The organism is Bradyrhizobium sp. USDA 327 (genome assembly GCF_041262065.1).
GTDB classification, from domain to species: domain Bacteria; phylum Pseudomonadota; class Alphaproteobacteria; order Rhizobiales; family Xanthobacteraceae; genus Bradyrhizobium; species Bradyrhizobium liaoningense.
On the sequence record NZ_JBGCCW010000001.1, the window covers coordinates 5,071,524 to 5,090,058 of the forward strand.

Below are 18,535 nucleotides of genomic sequence, written 5' to 3' on the forward strand. Positions count from 1 at the left end.
AAATGCCGGCGAAAGAGGCTCGATCAATGACGGATGCGCTCTTGACCGGCGCCGATGCGTCGACCGAGGTGCCGCTCAGGCGCCGATTGAAGCGCGCCGAGCGGACACGCCAGGTCAAGGCGTTGGCGCTGGTGGCACCGCTTCTCGTCTTCCTGCTCTTCACCTTCGCAGGCCCGATCGCCGGCATGCTGTGGCGTGCGGTCGACGACCGCGAGGTCCGTCAGGTTCTGCCGCAAACGATCGCCGCTCTCGCCGACTGGGACGGCAAGGACCTGCCGGACGAAAACGCCTACGCTGCGCTGGCAAGCGACATCCTGGCGGCGCGCGCCTCCGGCACCATCGCCATCGCAGCCAAGCGGCTGAACTACGCGCTGAACGGCTTCCGCACGATCCTGACCAGCACGGCCCGCAATCTGAAGGCGGAGCCGGAGCGAGGGACGGCCAAGGAGACGCTGGGCAGGATCAACCCCGCCTGGCGCCAACGCGCCACCTGGACGACGATCAAGGACGCCAGCGGTCCAGTGACCGGCTTCTACCTGCTGGCGGCGCTCGACCTGACGCGAAACGCGGACGGCGCGATCGTCGCGGCCCCGCCGGATCAGGCCATCTATCGCAGCCTGTTCGCCCGCACCTTCATCATCAGCCTCAGCGTCACCGCACTCTGCCTGATCCTCGGTTTCCCGGTCGCTTATCTCCTGGCGACGCTGCCGCCGGCCCGGTCGAACCTCTTGATGATCTTCGTCCTGCTGCCGTTCTGGACGTCGCTTCTGGTCCGCACCTGCGCCTGGATCGTCCTGTTGCAGAGCAAGGGAGTCGTGAACGACAGCCTGCTGTGGCTAGGCATCATCGACGAGCCGTTGCGCCTGATCTACAACCGCTTCGGCGTCTGCGTGGCCATGACCCACGTTCTGTTGCCGTTCATGATCCTGCCGCTGTACAGCAGCATGAAGGCGATCTCGCCTGCTTACATGCGTGCCGCCGCCTCGCTCGGTGCGCCGCCGGTCACCGCCTTCCTGCGCATCTACCTGCCTCAGACCCTGCCCGGCATCGGCGCAGGAGGCCTGCTCGTCTTCATCCTGGCACTCGGCTACTACATCACCCCGGCGCTCGTCGGCGGCGCCGCCGACCAGATGATCAGCTACTTCATCGCGCTCTACACGACCGAGACGGCCAATTGGGGCCTTGCTTCGGCGTTGGGTGCGGTGCTGCTGCTGGCCACGCTTCTGCTCGCCCTCGTCTACGGCAGGCTGGTGCAGGGACAGCAGGTCACGGGAGGCATGAAGAATTGAGCGATAGCCCCTCCCTCCGCACGCCCAGCCAGCGCATCGCGTGGACCGCGACGATCATTGTCTCCACGCTGGTGTTCGTCTTCCTGATCGCGCCAATCCTGGCGATCATGCCGCTGTCCTTCAGCTCGGGCTCGTACCTCACCTATCCGCTGCCGGGCCTCTCCTTGCGCTGGTACGACGATTTCATCAGTTCGCCGCGCTGGATGAACTCGCTGAAGAACAGCATGATCATCGGCGTCGCCTCGACGGCGCTGTCCATGGTCCTTGGCACGACGGCCGCGCTGGGGCTGGCACAGTGGAAGAGCCGTTTCAGGCCGCTCGTGCTGGCTTTCGTGCTGTCGCCGGTGGTCGTGCCGGCGGTCATCACCGCGGTCGGCCTGTACTTCTTCTTCGCACCGATCGGGCTGACCGGCAGTTATCTTGGCCTGATCCTGGCCCACACCGCGTTGGCGACGCCCTTCGTGGTGATCACGGTCGGTGCGACGCTGCAAAGCTTCGACACCAATCTGGCACGCGCCGCCGCCTCGCTCGGCGCCTCGCCGCTTCAAGCGTTCCGCCGCGTGATCCTACCGCTGATCCTGCCGGGGCTGGCGTCGGGTGCGCTGTTCGCCTTCGCGACCAGCTTCGACGAGGTGGTGATCGTGCTGTTCATGGCAGGCCCCGAGCAGCGCACCCTGCCGCGCGAGATGTTCAGCGGCATCCGCGAGAACATCAGCCCGACCATCACGGCAGCGGCGGTGATTCTGACGACGGTCTCGGTCATCCTCCTCGCCACCCTGGAAGGCCTGCGCCGACGCAACGAACGGCTCAAGGGCAGCGGCGCCTGACGGGCGGCTTCGCAATTTCGCCGCCAGCTCTCGCGACGGCGAAAAGACACGACAGCGCGCCCAGTGAGAACCGGGCGCGCTTCGATCAGGCAGTTACGCGAGCCGCATTAATCCGCGTACTTGAACTCGGGCATGTTCTTGAGCTCGTCCTTGCTCGCATTGAACACGGCATGGTCCGGATACCATTTCGACGTGGACGACGTCGTGGTCGCAGCGGGCCTGTCGGTGCCGGTCGCAGCGCCGGTGGTTGTGGTGGTGGTCGCGCCCGGCTTGGCGCCCGTGCCGGTATAGGCGACGGCCTCGTTGACGAACTTCAGCTTCTCATAGGGCACGGCGACCAGATGCTCGCCCACGCCGAGGAAGCCGCCGACGCCGATCACGGCGATCTTGATGGCGCCGCTCTTGTCCATCAGGAGATCATTGATCGTGCCGATGTTCTCGTTGGCTTCGTTGTAGACCTTCAGGCCGTCCATCTTGGACGTACGCCATTGGCCCGTCGCGGTCGTGGATATCGTGGTGGCGGCCGCGGTCGGCGCCTTGTCGGAGGTGGCGGTCGGCGATTGCGCGAACGCGACGGTTGCAAGAAGTGCGGTGCCGGCAAGGCCGGCGGCGATCGATTTCGTCAGCATGATGTCCTCTCCTTCACAGAAAACTCGTGCGGGGAAAACAGCGCTGATCACTTGCAGTTCCTTGCGCGCCGCAATTTCGTCGCGCAAAGCGCGAGCGGAGCAATCATGACTTTTGTTCCTGCGTCACTCAGGAACATTTTGCGATGCACGGTTCCCCGCCGACAATCAGGCGCCCTGGGCGACGCATGACCGCGGCGAGGACCGCGCCGACCCTCACTTCGCTCAGGTCAGCTCTTGAAGTCGATCAGAAGCGCGGAGAAATTCGAGCTGCTCGATGAGCTGCCATTGGCACCGTAGGACGATGCCGACGATTGCGACTGTTGCAGCGCCTGCAGGAACTGCTGGAGGATCTCGGCCGTGGTCTGGTCCGTCGAGCTGCTGCTCGTGGAGTCCGTCGTCGTGGAATCCGAAGAGCTGTCGTCCGGCGGCGGACCGGGCGGTGGGCCGCCTGCGCCACCCGCGCCGCCCGGACCGCTCGCGAAGGCGGACTGAAACACGCTTTTCAGCTCCTCGGCCTGGTCGGAGGTCAGCGTCCCGTTCGACACTTCGTTCGAGATGAGGTCGTCGATCTTCGACTGCATCTCATCCTTGGAGAGACGCGCGCCGCTCGACTGGTCGCTCGATCGGCTCTGCTGGAGCGCCGTGTCGATATCGGTCAGCGCCGTCGAGAGCGCGGACTGGTCCGACGACGAGATCGTTCCAGCGGAGACCTGCGATTGCAATTCCTGCTGAAGCCGCTGGAGCGGCGATTGATAGCTGCCGGTGGAGGCCGCCGAAATCGAGGTCATGATGGCTCCGTGGTTGCTGCGGGGTTTCGTCGCGGACCACGCCACGGTATGGTTAACGGCCTTAACGCAGTCTTGCCGCTCCACCACCCGTCGATTGCCGTTCGTTGCAGGCAGCCGAACAGAAACAAATCGAAACAAAAATATCCGCCATTTGGCCCGAATCTTGGTCAAACAAATCGCATGGCCATCCCCAGTCCCAACATCCTGGTCGTCGAGGACGACCGCGAAACCCGGGCGTTGATTGCGAAATATCTGCGCAGCAACGCCTGCAACGTCACCGCCGTGAGCGATGGCCGCGAGATGTCGCGGGCGATGGCCGACCATCGCGTCGACCTCATCATTCTCGACGTCATGCTGCCCGGCGAAGACGGCCTCAGCCTGTGCCGCAAGGTGCGCGCCGAATCGCAGACGCCGATCATCATGCTGACCGCGCGCGGCGAGGACGTCGATCGCATCGTCGGCCTCGAGATGGGCGCGGACGACTATCTGCCGAAGCCGTTCAACCCGCGCGAGCTGCTCGCCCGCATCAACGCGGTGCTGCGCCGCCAGGCCGCGGCGCAGGCGGCGAGTGCGGTCGAAGGCGCGAGCACGCTCGCCTTCGAAGGCTGGCGCATCGATCTGCGCCTGCGCGAACTGCGCAACCCCGACGGCGCGCGCGTAGCGGTGACCAGCGCCGAGTTCGATCTGCTCAGGACGTTCTGCGAGCGGCCCGGCCGCGTGCTGTCGCGCGACAGCCTGCTCGATCTCACACAGGGCCGCAACGCCGGCTCGTTCGAGCGCTCCATCGACGTGCTGGTCAGCCGCATCCGCCGCAAGATCGAGCCCAATCCGGCCGATCCCACCCTCATCAAGACGGTGCGCTCCGGCGGCTATCTGTTCACGCCGAGGACGGAAGCGGTCGCGACGCCTCTCAGCGGCTGAGCGCGCCGCAGATGAAGCCGCCCGGGTTCTTCCACCTCAACGGCATCGGCGGGCAGATCGCCGCGCTGGTGCTGGCGTCGACTGTCGCGCTCCATCTCGTCGTCACCACCGCTTTCCTGATCAGCCGGCCCGACCGCCAGGAGGCGCCGCCGGACGGCGCCCATCAACTGACCGATGCCGCACTGCTGCTCGGCGCGGCCGAGCCCGGCGAGCGGCCGCGCCTCGTTGCCGATCTGGCGCGCGCCTTTCCCAGGCTCGGCATCGAGATGCTGGCCCCCGGCACCGCGACTGTCGAGACGAGCGACAGTCCGCACCTGCGCGGGATGCGCCACCACCTCGCCCCGGGCTTCAAGGCAGTGCAGCTCGCCCCGGACGGGAATGCGCGCCGCGTCGGCATCGAATTGCCCGACGGCACGACGGTCGCAGCTCGTGTCGATGGCGGCCCGCGGCCGATGTTCTGGGGCGCGCCCTGGCTTTCGGCGCTGATGACCGCCTTCATCTGTGTCACCGTGCTTGGCCTGTGGGCGGCGCGTACGCTGACGAGGCCGCTGTCGTCCTTCGCCAAGGCCGCCGAGAACTTCAGTCTCGACCGCACCGCCGAGCCGCTGCCCGAGCGCGGCCCGGAAGAGATCCGCCAGGTCGCGCGCGCGCTCAACCGCATGCAGGAGCGGATCGCGCGGCTGATGGCGGATCGCACGCGGATGCTGGCCGCGATCAGCCACGATCTGCGCACGCCGATCACGCGGCTGCGCCTGCGTGCCGAGTTCATCGAGGACGAAGGCAACCGCAGGCGCATGCTGATCGATCTCGACCAGATGCGCTCGATGCTGGAATCGGTGCTGTCGCTGCTGCGCAACGATCGCAAGATCGAGGCCTTGACGCTGGTCGACATCGCCAGCACGCTCCAGCTCATCGCCGACCAGTTCGGCGACATGGGTCATGTCGTGCGATACGACGGGCCGGCGTCCGCGACCGCCGCCGCGCGGCCCGACGATCTGCATCGCGGCGTCACCAACCTCGTCGAGAACGCGGTGCGCTTCGGCGCCGAGGTGACGGTCCGCCTCGTCGTCTCGGGCACGACGCTCGTCATCGACGTCGAGGACGACGGCCCCGGCATTTCGGATGCGCGCAAGCAGGAGATGCTGGAGCCGTTCGTGCGCGGCGACGACGCGCGCACCATGGACGAGTCCACCGGCTTCGGGCTCGGCCTCTCGATCGCGCGCGCGATCGCGATCACCCATGGCGGCGAGCTGTCGCTGCACGACCGCGAGCCACATGGCCTGATCGTGCGGATGCGATTGCCGATCTGGCAGGAGCCGCGGCTCGCGGCTTAGGGCATGATCCGGATCCGGAGGGCCGCGTTAGCGCAAAGTGTGCAGCGGTTTTCCCTCGCGACAAACGCGGAACGCGTTTGCGCGGAGATCATGCCCTCTTGAGACGACACCTCACGCCGCGAGCGGCGGGTGCTCGACAGCCTCATGCGGGAAGATGGCCACCGCCTCGAACCGATAATTGCAGGCGCGGCAGGTCCAGAGGTAGGAGACGCGTCCCTCGCCCGGCTCGATCCAGTCGGGCTGCGCGATCGGCGTGCCGCACTGGGCACAAGGGTTGTGTCTGGGGATGTCACCGGTGTGTGCACTGACCAGGCTGGCTTTTGTCATGGCACCTCTCCCGATTTGCAGCGCTTGCGGGCTCGCTTTCGCGAGCCGGCACGAATAGACAGGCGTGCTGTCGCGCGGGGATCATCCGCCCCGGAAGCCCGATTACGCCAGCTTTGAGTCGTAACGGCGGCACGGCACCGCAAAAACGTTAACGGCGTCGTTTGGTCACATCATCGCCGCGTTCGGGTTGCCTAACGGCAGCCGGGCGCAGGCAAGTCGGGGATAAATGATGAAAATTTTACGCGTTGCCGCGCTGCTCGCGGCCGGATTGATTTTGCCGCAAGCTGCATTCGCCGGCGAAGCCGAATATGCCGAGATGGTCGCGGCCCATGCCCGCGCCAACGGCGTGCCGGAAGCGCTGGTGCACCGCGTGATCATGCGCGAGAGCCGTTACCAGCCGCACCTCGTCGGCCGTGGCGGCACCATCGGGCTGATGCAGATCAAGCTCGCGACCGCCCGCGGGGTCGGCTACACCGGCGATGCCGCCGGCCTGCGCGATCCCAACACCAATCTCACTTATGCGGTCAAATACCTCGCCGGCGCCTATCGCGCCGCCAATGGCGATCATGCCCGAGCTGTGCGTTATTTCGCGGGCGGCTATTACTACGCTGCAAAGCGCCAGCGCCAGGACCAGCAACAGACGATCGTGCAGCAGGCCAGCAACGAGAGCTGGCTCGAGCCGAACGGCAATCCGCAGCCGATGTTTGGAACCGAGCCGCGCCGCAAGCTCGCACAAGGCTTCCGCAACGCGCGGGCGCAGGCCTCGAAGTAGGCTCTCGTGTCCCGGACGCGCTGCAGCTTGCAACGCTGCTGCGCAGAGCCGGGACCCAGCATCCCGGCATCAGCATGGGCCCCGGCTCAGCAGCGCGCCACTTCGTGATGCGCTGCGTCCGGGGCACGAACGGTGAGGTTCCGGGCCAACACGCGTTGACACTGCCCGTCACTGGCATACATTAGACCCGTTCCGAGGGGTGCTCCGAGGAGGAGCTGAGATACCGCTAAATGGGCAATCCTGCCCAGGACCGCGGTGACCCTTTGAACCTGATCCGGGTCATGCCGGCGAAGGGACAGGGATGTTGCAGACCATCAAGCGACCGGATTCCCCGGTATCCATCATCGGCGCAGGCATTGCGGGAGCCTGGCAGGCCCTGCTGTTCGCACAGGCCGGTCACGCCGTGACCTTGCACGAGCGCGGTGACGAGGCGATGACGGACGCCACCAGCCATTGGGCCGGGGGCATGCTCGCGCCCTATTGCGAGGCCGAGGTCGCAGAGCCCATCATCAGCCGCCTGGGGCTGCGCTCGCTCGACATCTGGCGGCGCGAGCTGCCCGACACGCCTTTCAACGGCTCGCTCGTCGTCGCCCATCCGCGCGAGCGCAACGATTTCGAGCGCTTTGCGCGCATGACCGAGGGCCATCAGCGGCTCGACGCCGCAGGGCTCGCCGCGCTGGAGCCTTCGCTGGAGGGCCGGTTCCGCGACGCGCTGTTCTTCCCGGCCGAGGGCCATGTCGAGCCGCGCCGCGTGCTGCCGAAGCTGCACGAGCGCATCCGCGCCGCCGGCGGCACCATCAGGTTTTGCAGCGATGTCACCGCAGACGACCTCACAAACCTGAATCCCAAAGGCATCGTGATCGACTGCCGCGGCATCAGCGCCCGCGACGAGCAGGGCGAGCTTCGCGGCGTCAAGGGCGAGATGATCCTGATCGAGACCAGCGAGGTGCAGCTGGCGCGCCCCGTGCGGCTGATCCATCCGCGCTGGCCGCTCTACGTGATCCCGCGCGAGAATGGCCTGTTCATGCTGGGCGCGACCTCGATCGAAGCGGAAGACACCGGCGTCAGCGTGCGCTCGGCGCTGGAGCTTTTGGGTGCGGCCTATACCGTGCATCCGGCGTTCGGCGAGGCCCGCATCCTCGAATTCGGCTCGGGCCTGCGGCCTGCCTATCCCGACAATCTGCCGCGCATCGGCATTCGCGACGGCAAGATCAGCGTCAACGGGCTCTACCGCCACGGCTTCCTGATCGCGCCTGCTCTCGCCGAGCTGACGCTGGCCTATGTCCAGCGTGGCCAGATCGACAACGAGGTGATGCAGTGCTTGTGATCGTCAACGGCGAGCAGCGCGAGGTGACTTCCGCAAGCGTCGACGCGCTGCTCACCGAGCTCGACTATGAGGGCACCCATTTCGCCATCGCGCTCAACTACGACGTCGTGCCGAAAAGCCGCTGGGCCGAGACCGCACTGAAGGCCGGCGACGAGATCGAGATCATCACGCCGCGGCAGGGAGGGTGATGGGATGGCACACTCTCTTCGCGACGACGGCTCTTTTTGGCCCGTCATTCCGGGGCACGCGAAGCGTGAACCCGGAATCTCGCGCCACAACTTCGAGATTCCGGATCGGTCCGCGTACCGCGGCCCGTCCGGAATGACGGGGAATTCAACATGGTGACCTTCTACGGCAAGACCTTCGCCTCGCGCCTCCTGATCGGCAGCGCGCTCTATCCTTCGCCCGCGATCATGCAGGACGCGATCCGCGCTTCCGGCGCCAATATCGTCACGGTGTCGCTGCGGCGCGAATCCGCCGGCGGCAAGACCGGCGACGCGTTCTGGAAGCTGATCCGCGAGCTCGACGTCACCGTGCTGCCGAACACCGCCGGCTGCCGCACCGTGCGCGAGGCCGTGACGACCGCCAAGCTCGCACGCGAGCTGTTCGGAACGAACTGGATCAAGCTGGAGGTGATCGCCGACAACGACACGCTGCAGCCCGACGTCGTCGGCCTCGTCGAAGCCGCGACCATCCTGACCAAGGACGGGTTTGAAGTGTTCCCCTATTGCACCGAGGATCTCTCGGTTGCCAACCGCCTGGTCGATGCCGGCTGCAAGGTGGTGATGCCGTGGGCCGCGCCCATCGGCAGCGCGAAGGGCATCACCAACCGCGATGCGCTGAAGCTGCTGCGCGAGCGCCTGCCCGACATCACGCTGGTGGTCGACGCCGGCCTGGGCGCGCCCAGCCACGCGGCGCAGGCGCTCGAGCTCGGCTATGACGCCGTGCTGCTCAACACCGCCATCGCCAAGGCCGCCGATCCCGTCGCGATGGCCAACGCCTTCCGCCTCGGCTGTGATGCCGGCCGCACCGCTTACGAGGCCGGGCTGATGAACGCCCGCGACTTCGCCTCCCCTTCCACCCCTGTCGTTGGGACCCCGTTCTGGCATGCCGTATCCTGATCGTTTCTATCCCGTCGTCGACAGCCTTCAATGGGTCGAGCGCCTGACGAAACTCGGCGTCGGCACCATCCAGCTGCGCGCGAAAGAGCTCGACGACTCGCAGGCGCTTCAGATCGTCAGCGACGCGCTGGCGATCACCAGGGGCACGCAGGCCAAGCTGGTCGTGAACGACTATTGGCGCGCGGCGGTCGTCGCCGGCGCGGAATATCTGCATCTCGGCCAGGAGGATCTCACTGAGGCCGACCTCAAGGCGATCCGCGAGGCCGGCCTCAAGCTCGGCATCTCCACCCATGACGACGCCGAGTTGGAGACGGCGCTCGAAGCCCAGCCCGACTACGTCGCGCTCGGCCCGATCTTCTTCACCACGCTCAAATCGATGCGTTTCGAGCCGCAGGGCATTCCCAAAATCACGGAATGGAAGAAGCGCATCGGCAACATCCCGCTGGTCGCCATCGGCGGCATCAAGTTCGAGCACGCCGCAGAGATCTTTGCCGCGGGCGCGGACTCCATCGCGGTGGTTTCGGACGTGACGCAAAACCCCGATCCCGACGCCCGCGTGCGGCAATGGCTCGGCCTGTCGAAGGAGGCCGCGTGATGCAGGTCCCGCTCCCACCCCACACGCCACTGTCATCGCCCGGCTTGACCGGGCGATCCAGTACGCCGCGGCTTCTCGGCTCCACCCGCACCGCCTCGGCGTACTGGATCCCCGCTTTCGCGGGGATGACAGAGAACCTTCCACCGGCGTCATTCCGGGGCGGCTCGCAGAGCCGAACCCGGAATCTCGCTCAATAACCTCGAGGTTCCGGATCGGACCGCAATGCGGTCCGTCCGGAACGACGCCCATTAAAACCGGAGGATCCCCATGAACATCCGCTCCAACCCCGACAAGACCGTCCCCGCCGTCACCACCGGCCCCCTTCCCTCCTCGCGCAAGATCTTCGCGACGCCTGACGCCGCGCCCGACCTGCGCGTGCCGCTGCGCGAGATCATTCTGTCCGAAGGCGCGGGCGAGCCGAACCTGCCGGTCTACGACACGTCCGGCCCCTACACTGACCCGTCCGTCACCATCGACGTCAACGCCGGCCTGCCGCGTAACCGTAAGGCTTGGGTGCTGGAGCGCGGCGGCGTCGAGGAATATGAGGGCCGGCAGATCAAGCCGGAGGACAATGGCAACCTCTCCACCGACAAGGCCGCGCGCGCCTTCTCGGCCTATCACAAACCCTTACGCGGCCTCGACGGCCACAAGATCACCCAGCTCGAATTCGCCCGCGCCGGCATCATCACCAAGGAGATGATCTACGTCGCCGCGCGCGAGAATCTTGGCCGCAAGCAACAGCTGGAGCGCGCCGAAGCCGCCCTCGCCGACGGCGAGAGCTTTGGCGCCTCCGTGCCCGCCTTCATCACGCCGGAGTTCGTGCGCGACGAGATCGCGCGCGGCCGCGCCATCATCCCCTCCAACATCAACCACAGTGAACTCGAGCCGATGATCATCGGCCGCAACTTCCTGACCAAGATCAACGCCAATATCGGCAACTCGGCGGTGACCTCGTCGGTCGAGGAAGAGGTCGAGAAGATGGTGTGGGCGATCCGCTGGGGCGCCGACACCGTGATGGACCTCTCCACCGGCCGCAACATCCACACCACGCGTGAGTGGATTTTGCGCAATGCGCCGGTGCCGATCGGCACCGTGCCGATCTACCAGGCGCTGGAGAAGTGCAACGGCGATCCGGTGCAGCTGACCTGGGAGCTCTACAAGGACACCCTGATCGAGCAGTGCGAGCAGGGCGTCGACTATTTCACCATCCACGCCGGCGTCCGCCTGCAATACATCCACCTCACCGCCAACCGCGTCACCGGCATCGTCTCGCGCGGCGGCTCGATCATGGCGAAGTGGTGCCTGGCGCATCACAAGGAAAGCTTCCTCTATACGCATTTCGACGAGATCTGCGACCTCATGCGCAAGTATGACGTCTCGTTCTCGCTCGGCGACGGCCTGCGTCCCGGCTCGATCGCGGATGCGAACGACCGCGCGCAGTTTGCCGAACTCGAAACGCTCGGCGAGCTGACCAAGATCGCGTGGGACAAGGGCTGCCAGGTCATGATCGAAGGCCCCGGCCACGTGCCGATGCACAAGATCAAGATCAACATGGACAAGCAGCTGAAGGAGTGCGGCGAAGCGCCGTTCTACACCCTCGGGCCACTGACCACCGACATCGCGCCGGGCTATGACCACATCACGTCAGGCATCGGTGCCGCCATGATCGGCTGGTTCGGCTGCGCCATGCTCTGCTACGTCACGCCGAAGGAGCATCTCGGCCTGCCTGACCGCAACGACGTCAAGACCGGCGTCATCACCTACAAGATCGCCGCCCACGCCGCCGACCTCGCCAAGGGCCACCCCGCCGCGCAACTGCGCGACGACGCCCTCTCCCGCGCGAGGTTCGAATTCCGCTGGACCGACCAGTTCAACCTCGGCCTCGATCCCGAGACCGCCAAGAACTTCCACGACGAGACCCTGCCGAAGGAAGCCCACAAGGTCGCGCACTTCTGCTCGATGTGCGGCCCGAAATTCTGCTCGATGAAGATCACCCAGGACGTGCGCGACTACGCGGCGACGCTGAACGATCCGAACAGCGTGGGCATGTCGATGAGCGGCACCGCCGAGGACGGCATGGCGAAGATGAGCGCGAAGTTCAAGGAGATGGGCGAGAGCTTGTATCTGGATGCGGAGAGGGTGAAGGAGAGTAATCGGGTGTTGTGAGGCCCCTCCGTTCGTCATGCCCGGGCTTGACCCGGGCATCCTTCTAAAAGCCAAAGGCCGGGCGGACAGCCCGGCTTTTTTGCGAGACGTCGCTTCAAAGAACCTTGTTCTTCAACAATGGCTGCTGCTCTTTGACAGCGGACGAGCATTCCGCTTCCCAGGGGAAACGCCGATCGACGTCCTGCCAGATGATCTGGAGACAGGGGAATGCGAGCCGGGATTTACAGTAGAACCAGATCGCCGTGCCGAGATACTCGGGATAGGCCGCGAACGGCACCTGCCAGAAGCCGAGCTTGTAGTCGTTCTCCAGCAAATCATCGGAGATATCGCCGTCGGCGAATTTATGACCGGATGCCGCGCGGTCGCGGATAAGGTTGATGATGGCTTGCGCGTTTTCGGAGCTCTGGCCGAAGATGACGAGCTCGGGGTGGCCAAAGTTCAGAAACAGGCCGATTGAAAATGCAAACGGCGGATTGGCTCCGGGGATGCCGACGATATGGCAGCCGCGGTTGCGGACGTTACGCAAAACGACCTTATCGGCTTCCTGCTCGGGCTCGGGCCACTCGAACTGCTCTTGCATCTTCACTCCGCCAAGCTGGCAAGCATTTCTTGCTCGTGCGGGCGAGCCTACATCAGCAGCGCGTAGGATAGATAGCAGGCGTAGCCCGGATGAGCGAAGCGACATCCGGGATTGACAGTGGCCCCGCATGTCGCTGACGCTTATGCGGGCTACAACTATGCGGATAGATGATTTGCCCGCCCCCCCACCGCCTCCCCGACCAGCTCCGCTCCAACCTCCGCCTCGTCTTCGTCGGCATCGGCGCGCTCGGAGCTCGTTGAGCTGCTCGCACTCGGGATCGGCTTCACCGATCTCTCCAATTCGGCCACCTCGACAAATTCCCCCTCCGCGCCTATTCTGAATCCATGAACATCATTCGCCGCACGCTGGATCTCGACGCCGACACCGACGCGCGTTTGCGCGAGATGGCAGACGAGCGCGGGCAGCATGTCGCCGCCGTGCTCGCGGAGGCCGTGGCGCTGCTCGATTCCGTGGTCGATATCGCCGGCCCCGACATCGCTGAGGATCGCCGGCGACTGAATGATTTCAGAAAGAGCGGCGCCGCCGTGCCGCTCAACGAGGTGAAGGACTGGGTCGCGAGCTGGGGTTCGGCGAAGGAGTTGCCACGGCCGGCGGCGCGCAGGATCGGATGATCCTGCTTTCGCCCGACGCCGTTGAGGACGTCGAGCGATTGCGCCTGTTTCTCGATCAATTTAGGCCGCGTAGCCCGGATGAGCGAAGCGACATCCGGGACCTTTGTCGTCCCGCATATCGCTTCGCTCATGCGGGCTACGGCTGCGAATGACTGACGTGCCGCCCCAGCGCCTCCCCGACCAGCTCCGTCCCCACCTCCGCCTCGTCTTCGTCGGTACCGCCGCCTCGACGCGCTCGGCCGAGCTCGGGCACTACTACGCCCATCCCGGTAACCGCTTTTGGCGCGCGATCCATGAGGCCGGGATCACGCCGCGGCGCTATCAGCCGGGCGAGTTTGCTTCGCTGATCGCGCTCGGGATCGGCTTCACCGATCTCTGCAAGACGGCCGCCGGGATGGATCACCAGATCGCGGCGGAGACGATCGACGTGCCGGGATTCAGGGCCAAGATCGAAAAATACCGGCCGCGGACGATTGCGTTCACGAGCAAGAAGGCGGCGAGCTTGTTTTACCGCAGGCCGTCAGCTGCGATTGCGCTGGGGCGACAGCCGCGCGATGGAAGCTGGCCGGAGACGTTCGTACTGCCCTCGCCGTCAGGTGCGGCGTCCGGGCATTGGACGCTGGAGCCGTGGCGCGAGCTTGCGGTGTGGATCGCCGCGTAGGTTCAGCGAACAATAGCGCGTCACATTCCGCTGTCGTCCCCGCGAACGCGGGACCCATAACCCCACGGAGAAGTTTGGCGAAGACTCGTCGTTTCGGTACTGGGACAAGCCGCAACAGATAGATCACGCGGTATGGGTCCCGGCGTTCGCCGGGACGACACCGTGGTTGTGGCGGGCAGCTCGTAGCCCGGATGAGCGAAGCGATATCCGGGATCGGCGGTTGACCCGCATGTCGCTTCGCTCATGCGGGCTACAGGCCCTACGAAGTAGTCTGTCGGTATCCGCCCCGCTCGTTCGTCCTCTGGATGCAAAGCGCGATCAACCGGAGCCCCCCGATGCCCACCATCACCGCCTTCGAAAACTCCCCCGACCGCGGCCGGGGCCAGGCCCGCGACATGCGGGTGCGCTGGGCGCTCGAAGAGGTCGGCCAGCCCTACGACGTCCGCTTGGTCTCGTTCGCGGCGATGAAGCAGCCGACGCATCTTGCGCTGCATCCGTTCGGGCAGATCCCGACCTATGAGGATGGCGATCTCGCGCTGTTCGAGTCCGGCGCGATCGTGCTCCACATCGCCGAACGCCATGGCGGGCTGCTGCCGCTTGATGCGAACGCCAGGAGCCGCGCGATCGCCTGGATGTTCGCGGCGCTGAGCACGCTGGAGCCGCCGATCGTCGAGCTCGACATGGCGATGCTGGTCGAGCGCGACAGGAGCTGGCACGCGGAGCGCTTGCCCATGCTGCAGGACCGCGTCCGTGTCAGGCTCGGCGAACTGTCCCGCCGCCTCGGCGGTGCCGACTGGCTCGACGGCGCGTTCAGCGCCAGCGATCTCATGATGGTGACGGTGCTGCGCCGGTTGAACGCATCTCGCCTGCTGGACGAATATCCTGAAATCGCCGCCTATGTCGCCCGCGGCGAGGCGCGGCCGGCGTTCAGGCGCGCGTTCGATGCGCAGCTGGCGGTGTTCACCGCTACATCGCGTTCGTAGCCCGGATGCTTGTCCGCCGTAGCTCGAAGAGCGAAGGCGGAAGCGATATCCGGGGAGACTGCTCCCGCATGTCGCTGCCGCTCATGCGGGCTACGATCTGCGGCGAGGGGCGCTCCCCCTACCGCATCGTGATCGCGAGCCCGCTGAGATCCGCGTTCGCCATCAACCCGACCTGGTGACCCGTCAGCTCCAGCACCGCGCCCTTCTGGTTGGTCAGCACGATGGCGCGGGCGCCGCGGCCGACCGCAAGGCCGGCACCGGCGGCACCGTAGACTCCGGCGACGTCCGAGGGACGGTTGATGTTGGAGACGCGCCCGCGCAGCACGGTTTTCGAGCCGCCGAACACGAGGCCGTAGTCGAGGCCGCCGGTGGAGAGCGCATAGGAGCGGCCGCGGAAGTTCAGCACGCCCGAGCCGCCGGAGCCGCCGATGATCCAGCCCGCCTTGTAGATCGTCAGCGTCACGAAGCCGCTGTCGGCCCGCGCAGCGGTCGAAAGGCCGGCCAGGGCGGCGATGACGAGCAGCGCGGCGCGAAAGGTGGATGCGATCTTCATGGGTGTCTCCGGGGGCTATTTTTCAAGAGTGGATTCGAATCAGACGCGGCGAATGTATCCGATCGATCGCGGCGGCAACATGATGGGGCGCGGGCCTGATACGCGAGACGTAGCAGCGCATTCAACTGTCATCGCCCGGCTTGACCGGGCGATCCAGCATCCCAGAAGCGATGATGATTGAACCGCGGGGCCGCGGCGTACTGGATGCCCCGGTCGAGCCGGGGCATGACGACGGAGTTTGGGGATAGCGCAGACCAACTTCCAGGATGCCATTCTGCCCCTGTTTTGCCCGACGGAGCAAGCGGGGGTTTCGCCTTTCGCGAATTCTGGAAAACATCAATGATTTCCGTGCGGCGTCTACTGTGCATGGGGTTGTTTTCGCACTTTTTGTTTTGACCGCGCCGCGCCTGCCGCTACGCTCCTGCGTCCGCGACCGCTTCCGAGGTGACCCCATGCCGATCCAGCATTTCGCGCCCCCGCCGCACGTCAAGGCGCCGCCACTGTCCTTTGCGACGCGGGTCGGCGATCTCCTGTTCGTCTCGGGCATTCCCGGCTTCGATGCCAATGGCGCGCTGCCCGACAGTTTCGAGGCCCAGTTCGCCAACGTCGTGGTCAACATCAAGCGCGTGCTGGGCGAGGCCGGCGCCAGCGTGCGCGACCTCGTCAAGGTCAACGTGCTCCTGACCCGCGCCGCCGACGTCGCCGCCATGAACGCGCTCTATGCCGGCGCCTTCGGCCCGCCGCCCTATCCTGCGCGCACGACCTGCGTGGTGCAGGCCCTGCCCGATCCGAAGATGCTGATCGAGATCGAGGCGGTGGCGTCGCTTTCGAAGTGAGCGTGTGGCCTGCCGGGCACGCGGCCGAACCAAATGCGCGGTTGCGTCTGACATGTCCGTGAGCGGCCGCTCCCCGGCTTGCAAAGGACCTGCTTTTACCGCACGAATTTTCCGATCCACTTCCCCCACAAGGAGATATTTCATGCGTCGCGCTCTCGCGCTCTGTGCCGTTGCCGGCATCGCTTCGTCCGTGTTCGCCGTGCCGGCCTCGGCGGCGGTCGGCTATTACGTGATCCGCTGGGACAACACCGGCATCTGCCAGGTCTGGAACGAGGACCTCAAGTACAAGCCGTTCCAAATCGGCGCGTCGACCTACAAGGTCGTCAGCAAGCCGCTTCCGACCTTCCAGGAGGCGTCCGACCTCCAGATCAAGATGCGCGCCGAGCGCCGCTGCACGCTCTGAGCGCGACGCGACGGACGCGTTTACGGATGAGCCTTGATGGGGCGGACCGCGCGAATGGTCCGCCCTTCTCTTTTGCAGAAGCCGTTCTGTTCCGGCCTGAATTGCGCATTTCCCGCAGCGGCTTTTTTGAACCTGACCGGCCGGCGGAACTACTCACATCTTGTCCGGGGCGCATCCCCAAAGCGTCCCGCGCCACCCCTCCCGTCATTGTCGGGAGGCGCATCACGTCTTTCATTTTGAGGAGCTGATCATGCGTCGTATTTCCGTGCTGTGCGCTGCCGTCGGTCTTGCCGTCACCGCCTTCGCCGCCGCGAGCCCTGCCGAAGCCAGCTATCATCTGATCCGCTGGCAGGACAGCGGCTTCTGCCAGATCTGGGACGAGAGCATCCCGACCACGCCGTGGCCGGCCGGCTACCACCGCGCCAGCGCGAGCGTGCCGACCTTCATCGATGCCCTCGTGCTGAAGGACTCGGCGCTGAAGAACGGCCACTGCACCTGGTGACAATTCGATTCGCGGACGAAGAGCCGGGCGAGGGACGCTCCTTGCCCGGCTGTTTCGCCCGGCTCCCGTAGCCCGGATGAGCGAAGCGATATCCGGGAGCCGGTCTATCCTCCCAGTCGGCCCTCCTCAGCACGTTCACCGAATGCATCCCCGCTTCCTCCGACCTCACCGGCCCAATCCTCCGGCAGCAATCCCGCCCGCACGTAGCGGTGGAAGGACGAATGCGGCCAATCGCCGACACGCCGAACGTAACCGTGCTTGACAGGGTTGAAGTGAACGTAGTCGACATGACGTGCGAAGTCGTCTTCGTCGCGGATCGTGTGCTCCCAGTATCGCCGCTGCCATAGCGCCAGTTCTCCATTGGAGTGGCGAGCTATGTCGACACCTGCATGAAGCAGAGCAGTGCTGAAGTGCCCCTTGATCCGGCGCCAGCGTCCTGCGAAGTCATCGTCGTCCGGCGGAAGTCTCATGACCGCATGCAGATGATCCGGAAGGATCACGATAGTGTCGATCTCGAACGGACGCTCCTTGCGAGCGGTTCGGAAGGCGCTGCGCAGAGAGTCGATATTGTCAGTAAGGACGCTTGACCGACGGTCGAAAAGCGTCACCGTAAAGAAATAAGTGCCGCCGGGAAGAAAATTTCTGCGGTACAGAACCATGGCGAGACCTGACCCGGATATCGCTTCGCTCATCCGGGCTACAGTCTAGCACATTGATGCTCACGCGTCCTTGTGCGCGCCGGGATGGATCAGGAGATCGCGCGCGGCGGCGAGGTCGATGAAGGCTTCCGCGCTGCCGCCCCGGTCGGGATGCATGCCCTTGGCGGCGCGGCGATAGGCCTGGTTGATGTCCTCGCAGGTGAGCTGCACCGCGAGCGGCAGGCCGAGCACCTTGCGCGCGCGGTCCTCCCTGGACATCTGTTTCGGCAGGGCGTTGCGGCGGCCGAAGCGCGGGGCGGTCAGATCGTGGACGACCTCGAGCACCACGCCGAGACGGCGCTGCGCCGCCAGCGTCACGCCATGATCGTCATTGTCCGCGGCCTGGCGCAGCACCGGCAGCGCCTGCTCGGCGGCCTGGCGCAGCGTGACGTCGCTGCTCATCCGCACGATCTCGGCGACGAGCCGGCCCGCCTCGGCCCAATCGGGCGCGGGCGCCGACCGCAGCCGTTCGAGAGCGAGTTTCCAGGAGTCCAGCCGTTCCATCATGCGCGCAACGTTTAGCAATCAGGATCAGTATGCCAAGGCCGCCGTTTCCGCCCTCTTAATTTCGAGTTAGCTTTTCGTGAAACT

General features: G+C 65.6%; 23 protein-coding genes and 1 riboswitch. Of the genes, 16 read left to right on the top strand and 7 right to left on the bottom strand.

Going from position 1 to position 18,535, the window contains the following annotated elements; all coding sequences use genetic code 11:
* Positions 1-26: 26 nt before the first annotated feature.
* Both ABIA42_RS23845 and ABIA42_RS23850 read left to right on the top strand, forming a co-directional pair.
* Positions 27-1,289, top strand: a complete 1,263-nt coding sequence (locus ABIA42_RS23845; protein ID WP_370120568.1) for an ABC transporter permease — start codon at positions 27-29, stop codon at positions 1,287-1,289.
* Positions 1,286-2,116 (top strand): ABC transporter permease, encoded by an 831-nt coding sequence (locus ABIA42_RS23850; RefSeq protein ID WP_370120565.1) that lies wholly within the window; start codon positions 1,286-1,288, stop codon positions 2,114-2,116. Before ABIA42_RS23845 ends, ABIA42_RS23850 begins: the two co-directional genes overlap by 4 nt.
* Before the next feature lie 107 nt (positions 2,117-2,223).
* Here ABIA42_RS23850 and ABIA42_RS23855 read toward each other — a convergent pair whose 3' ends face one another.
* A complete protein-coding gene (locus ABIA42_RS23855; RefSeq protein WP_271530931.1) occupies positions 2,224-2,745 on the bottom strand; it encodes a PRC-barrel domain-containing protein in 522 nt (173 codons plus the stop codon).
* A 227-nt stretch (positions 2,746-2,972) separates the two neighbouring features.
* Positions 2,973-3,533, bottom strand: a complete 561-nt coding sequence (locus ABIA42_RS23860) for a hypothetical protein (protein WP_370120561.1) — start codon at positions 3,531-3,533, stop codon at positions 2,973-2,975.
* Between the two features lie 180 nt (positions 3,534-3,713).
* On the opposite strand from ABIA42_RS23860, the gene ABIA42_RS23865 reads away from it, so the two are divergent.
* Positions 3,714-4,454, top strand: coding sequence for a response regulator (locus ABIA42_RS23865; RefSeq protein WP_271530933.1), 741 nt, complete (start codon positions 3,714-3,716; stop codon positions 4,452-4,454).
* Between the two features lie 11 nt (positions 4,455-4,465).
* Positions 4,466-5,788 (top strand): ATP-binding protein, encoded by a 1,323-nt coding sequence (locus ABIA42_RS23870; protein WP_370120558.1) that lies wholly within the window; start codon positions 4,466-4,468, stop codon positions 5,786-5,788.
* A 111-nt stretch (positions 5,789-5,899) separates the two neighbouring features.
* On the opposite strand, the gene ABIA42_RS23875 is transcribed toward ABIA42_RS23870, so the two are convergent.
* Complete coding sequence (locus tag ABIA42_RS23875; protein WP_028178064.1) at positions 5,900-6,115, bottom strand: hypothetical protein; 216 nt, start codon at positions 6,113-6,115, stop codon at positions 5,900-5,902.
* 229 nt (positions 6,116-6,344) lie between these two features.
* Here ABIA42_RS23875 and ABIA42_RS23880 point away from each other — a divergent pair, with 229 nt between their 5' ends.
* The 6 genes from ABIA42_RS23880 to thiC all read left to right on the top strand — a co-directional run bounded on the left by ABIA42_RS23880 (position 6,345) and on the right by thiC (position 12,096).
* The gene (locus ABIA42_RS23880; protein ID WP_370120554.1) at positions 6,345-6,887 is read left to right on the top strand and encodes a transglycosylase SLT domain-containing protein; all 543 of its coding nucleotides are present in this window, start codon (positions 6,345-6,347) and stop codon (positions 6,885-6,887) included.
* A gap of 185 nt (positions 6,888-7,072) precedes the next feature.
* Positions 7,073-7,201, top strand: a riboswitch (TPP riboswitch).
* Positions 7,189-8,214, top strand: coding sequence for an FAD-dependent oxidoreductase (locus ABIA42_RS23885; RefSeq protein WP_370120551.1), 1,026 nt, complete (start codon positions 7,189-7,191; stop codon positions 8,212-8,214). It overlaps the preceding riboswitch by 13 nt.
* A complete protein-coding gene (thiS, locus tag ABIA42_RS23890) occupies positions 8,205-8,402 on the top strand; it encodes a sulfur carrier protein ThiS (RefSeq protein ID WP_028178061.1) in 198 nt (65 codons plus the stop codon). Before ABIA42_RS23885 ends, thiS begins: the two co-directional genes overlap by 10 nt.
* A 150-nt stretch (positions 8,403-8,552) precedes the next feature.
* The gene (locus tag ABIA42_RS23895) at positions 8,553-9,335 is read left to right on the top strand and encodes a thiazole synthase (protein WP_370120548.1); all 783 of its coding nucleotides are present in this window, start codon (positions 8,553-8,555) and stop codon (positions 9,333-9,335) included.
* Positions 9,322-9,930, top strand: coding sequence for a thiamine phosphate synthase (locus ABIA42_RS23900; RefSeq protein WP_370120545.1), 609 nt, complete (start codon positions 9,322-9,324; stop codon positions 9,928-9,930). The genes ABIA42_RS23895 and ABIA42_RS23900 overlap by 14 nt, the downstream gene beginning before the upstream one ends.
* A 267-nt stretch (positions 9,931-10,197) precedes the next feature.
* The gene (gene thiC, locus ABIA42_RS23905) at positions 10,198-12,096 is read left to right on the top strand and encodes a phosphomethylpyrimidine synthase ThiC (protein WP_370120542.1); all 1,899 of its coding nucleotides are present in this window, start codon (positions 10,198-10,200) and stop codon (positions 12,094-12,096) included.
* A gap of 94 nt (positions 12,097-12,190) precedes the next feature.
* On the opposite strand, the gene ABIA42_RS23910 is transcribed toward thiC, so the two are convergent.
* Positions 12,191-12,781, bottom strand: a complete 591-nt coding sequence (locus ABIA42_RS23910) for a DUF4262 domain-containing protein (RefSeq protein WP_370120539.1) — start codon at positions 12,779-12,781, stop codon at positions 12,191-12,193.
* Between the two features lie 239 nt (positions 12,782-13,020).
* Here ABIA42_RS23910 and ABIA42_RS23915 point away from each other — a divergent pair, with 239 nt between their 5' ends.
* The 3 genes from ABIA42_RS23915 to ABIA42_RS23925 all read left to right on the top strand — a co-directional run bounded on the left by ABIA42_RS23915 (position 13,021) and on the right by ABIA42_RS23925 (position 14,952).
* On the top strand, positions 13,021-13,308 hold the full coding sequence (locus ABIA42_RS23915; protein WP_271530942.1) for a hypothetical protein: 288 nt from the start codon (positions 13,021-13,023) through the stop codon (positions 13,306-13,308).
* A 148-nt stretch (positions 13,309-13,456) separates the two neighbouring features.
* On the top strand, positions 13,457-13,969 hold the full coding sequence (locus tag ABIA42_RS23920; protein ID WP_271530943.1) for a mismatch-specific DNA-glycosylase: 513 nt from the start codon (positions 13,457-13,459) through the stop codon (positions 13,967-13,969).
* 335 nt (positions 13,970-14,304) lie between these two features.
* Positions 14,305-14,952, top strand: a complete 648-nt coding sequence (locus ABIA42_RS23925) for a glutathione S-transferase family protein (protein WP_370120535.1) — start codon at positions 14,305-14,307, stop codon at positions 14,950-14,952.
* 118 nt (positions 14,953-15,070) lie between these two features.
* Here ABIA42_RS23925 and ABIA42_RS23930 read toward each other — a convergent pair whose 3' ends face one another.
* Complete coding sequence (locus tag ABIA42_RS23930; protein ID WP_370120532.1) at positions 15,071-15,505, bottom strand: hypothetical protein; 435 nt, start codon at positions 15,503-15,505, stop codon at positions 15,071-15,073.
* Positions 15,506-15,957: 452 nt separating this feature from the next.
* On the opposite strand from ABIA42_RS23930, the gene ABIA42_RS23935 reads away from it, so the two are divergent.
* The 3 genes from ABIA42_RS23935 to ABIA42_RS23945 all read left to right on the top strand — a co-directional run bounded on the left by ABIA42_RS23935 (position 15,958) and on the right by ABIA42_RS23945 (position 17,246).
* Entirely contained in the window at positions 15,958-16,341 is a 384-nt protein-coding gene (locus ABIA42_RS23935; RefSeq protein WP_271530946.1) for a RidA family protein, read from the top strand.
* Between the two features lie 142 nt (positions 16,342-16,483).
* On the top strand, positions 16,484-16,744 hold the full coding sequence (locus ABIA42_RS23940) for a hypothetical protein (RefSeq protein ID WP_370120529.1): 261 nt from the start codon (positions 16,484-16,486) through the stop codon (positions 16,742-16,744).
* A 250-nt stretch (positions 16,745-16,994) separates the two neighbouring features.
* The gene (locus tag ABIA42_RS23945) at positions 16,995-17,246 is read left to right on the top strand and encodes a hypothetical protein (RefSeq protein WP_370120526.1); all 252 of its coding nucleotides are present in this window, start codon (positions 16,995-16,997) and stop codon (positions 17,244-17,246) included.
* Positions 17,247-17,350: 104 nt separating this feature from the next.
* Here ABIA42_RS23945 and ABIA42_RS23950 read toward each other — a convergent pair whose 3' ends face one another.
* Positions 17,351-17,905: a transposase gene (locus tag ABIA42_RS23950; protein ID WP_370123958.1), complete on the bottom strand. Its 555-nt coding sequence runs from the start codon at positions 17,903-17,905 to the stop codon at positions 17,351-17,353.
* Between the two features lie 60 nt (positions 17,906-17,965).
* Positions 17,966-18,451, bottom strand: coding sequence for a J domain-containing protein (locus tag ABIA42_RS23955; RefSeq protein WP_370120523.1), 486 nt, complete (start codon positions 18,449-18,451; stop codon positions 17,966-17,968).
* Between the last annotated feature and the right edge of the window lie 84 nt (positions 18,452-18,535).

What these genes read in the sequence shown, in the direction of transcription:
- ABIA42_RS23885 (WP_370120551.1), top strand. Translation starts at nt 7,189, where the DNA reads ATGTTGCAGACCATCAAGCGACCGGATTCCCCGGTATCCATCATCGGC.
- ABIA42_RS23925 (WP_370120535.1), top strand. Translation starts at nt 14,305, where the DNA reads ATGCCCACCATCACCGCCTTCGAAAACTCCCCCGACCGCGGCCGGGGC.
- ABIA42_RS23875 (WP_028178064.1), bottom strand. Translation starts at nt 6,115, where the DNA reads ATGACAAAAGCCAGCCTGGTCAGTGCACACACCGGTGACATCCCCAGA.
- ABIA42_RS23930 (WP_370120532.1), bottom strand. Translation starts at nt 15,505, where the DNA reads ATGAAGATCGCATCCACCTTTCGCGCCGCGCTGCTCGTCATCGCCGCC.
- ABIA42_RS23845 (WP_370120568.1), top strand. Translation starts at nt 27, where the DNA reads ATGACGGATGCGCTCTTGACCGGCGCCGATGCGTCGACCGAGGTGCCG.
- thiC (WP_370120542.1), top strand. Translation starts at nt 10,198, where the DNA reads ATGAACATCCGCTCCAACCCCGACAAGACCGTCCCCGCCGTCACCACC.
- ABIA42_RS23880 (WP_370120554.1), top strand. Translation starts at nt 6,345, where the DNA reads ATGAAAATTTTACGCGTTGCCGCGCTGCTCGCGGCCGGATTGATTTTG.
- ABIA42_RS23935 (WP_271530946.1), top strand. Translation starts at nt 15,958, where the DNA reads ATGCCGATCCAGCATTTCGCGCCCCCGCCGCACGTCAAGGCGCCGCCA.
- ABIA42_RS23955 (WP_370120523.1), bottom strand. Translation starts at nt 18,451, where the DNA reads ATGATGGAACGGCTGGACTCCTGGAAACTCGCTCTCGAACGGCTGCGG.
- ABIA42_RS23945 (WP_370120526.1), top strand. Translation starts at nt 16,995, where the DNA reads ATGCGTCGTATTTCCGTGCTGTGCGCTGCCGTCGGTCTTGCCGTCACC.
- ABIA42_RS23855 (WP_271530931.1), bottom strand. Translation starts at nt 2,745, where the DNA reads ATGCTGACGAAATCGATCGCCGCCGGCCTTGCCGGCACCGCACTTCTT.
- ABIA42_RS23860 (WP_370120561.1), bottom strand. Translation starts at nt 3,533, where the DNA reads ATGACCTCGATTTCGGCGGCCTCCACCGGCAGCTATCAATCGCCGCTC.
- ABIA42_RS23910 (WP_370120539.1), bottom strand. Translation starts at nt 12,781, where the DNA reads ATGTCGCTTCGCTCATCCGGGCTACGCCTGCTATCTATCCTACGCGCT.
- ABIA42_RS23915 (WP_271530942.1), top strand. Translation starts at nt 13,021, where the DNA reads ATGAACATCATTCGCCGCACGCTGGATCTCGACGCCGACACCGACGCG.
- ABIA42_RS23940 (WP_370120529.1), top strand. Translation starts at nt 16,484, where the DNA reads ATGCGTCGCGCTCTCGCGCTCTGTGCCGTTGCCGGCATCGCTTCGTCC.
- ABIA42_RS23950 (WP_370123958.1), bottom strand. Translation starts at nt 17,905, where the DNA reads ATGGTTCTGTACCGCAGAAATTTTCTTCCCGGCGGCACTTATTTCTTT.
- ABIA42_RS23895 (WP_370120548.1), top strand. Translation starts at nt 8,553, where the DNA reads ATGGTGACCTTCTACGGCAAGACCTTCGCCTCGCGCCTCCTGATCGGC.
- ABIA42_RS23920 (WP_271530943.1), top strand. Translation starts at nt 13,457, where the DNA reads ATGACTGACGTGCCGCCCCAGCGCCTCCCCGACCAGCTCCGTCCCCAC.
- ABIA42_RS23870 (WP_370120558.1), top strand. Translation starts at nt 4,466, where the DNA reads ATGAAGCCGCCCGGGTTCTTCCACCTCAACGGCATCGGCGGGCAGATC.
- ABIA42_RS23900 (WP_370120545.1), top strand. Translation starts at nt 9,322, where the DNA reads ATGCCGTATCCTGATCGTTTCTATCCCGTCGTCGACAGCCTTCAATGG.
- ABIA42_RS23865 (WP_271530933.1), top strand. Translation starts at nt 3,714, where the DNA reads ATGGCCATCCCCAGTCCCAACATCCTGGTCGTCGAGGACGACCGCGAA.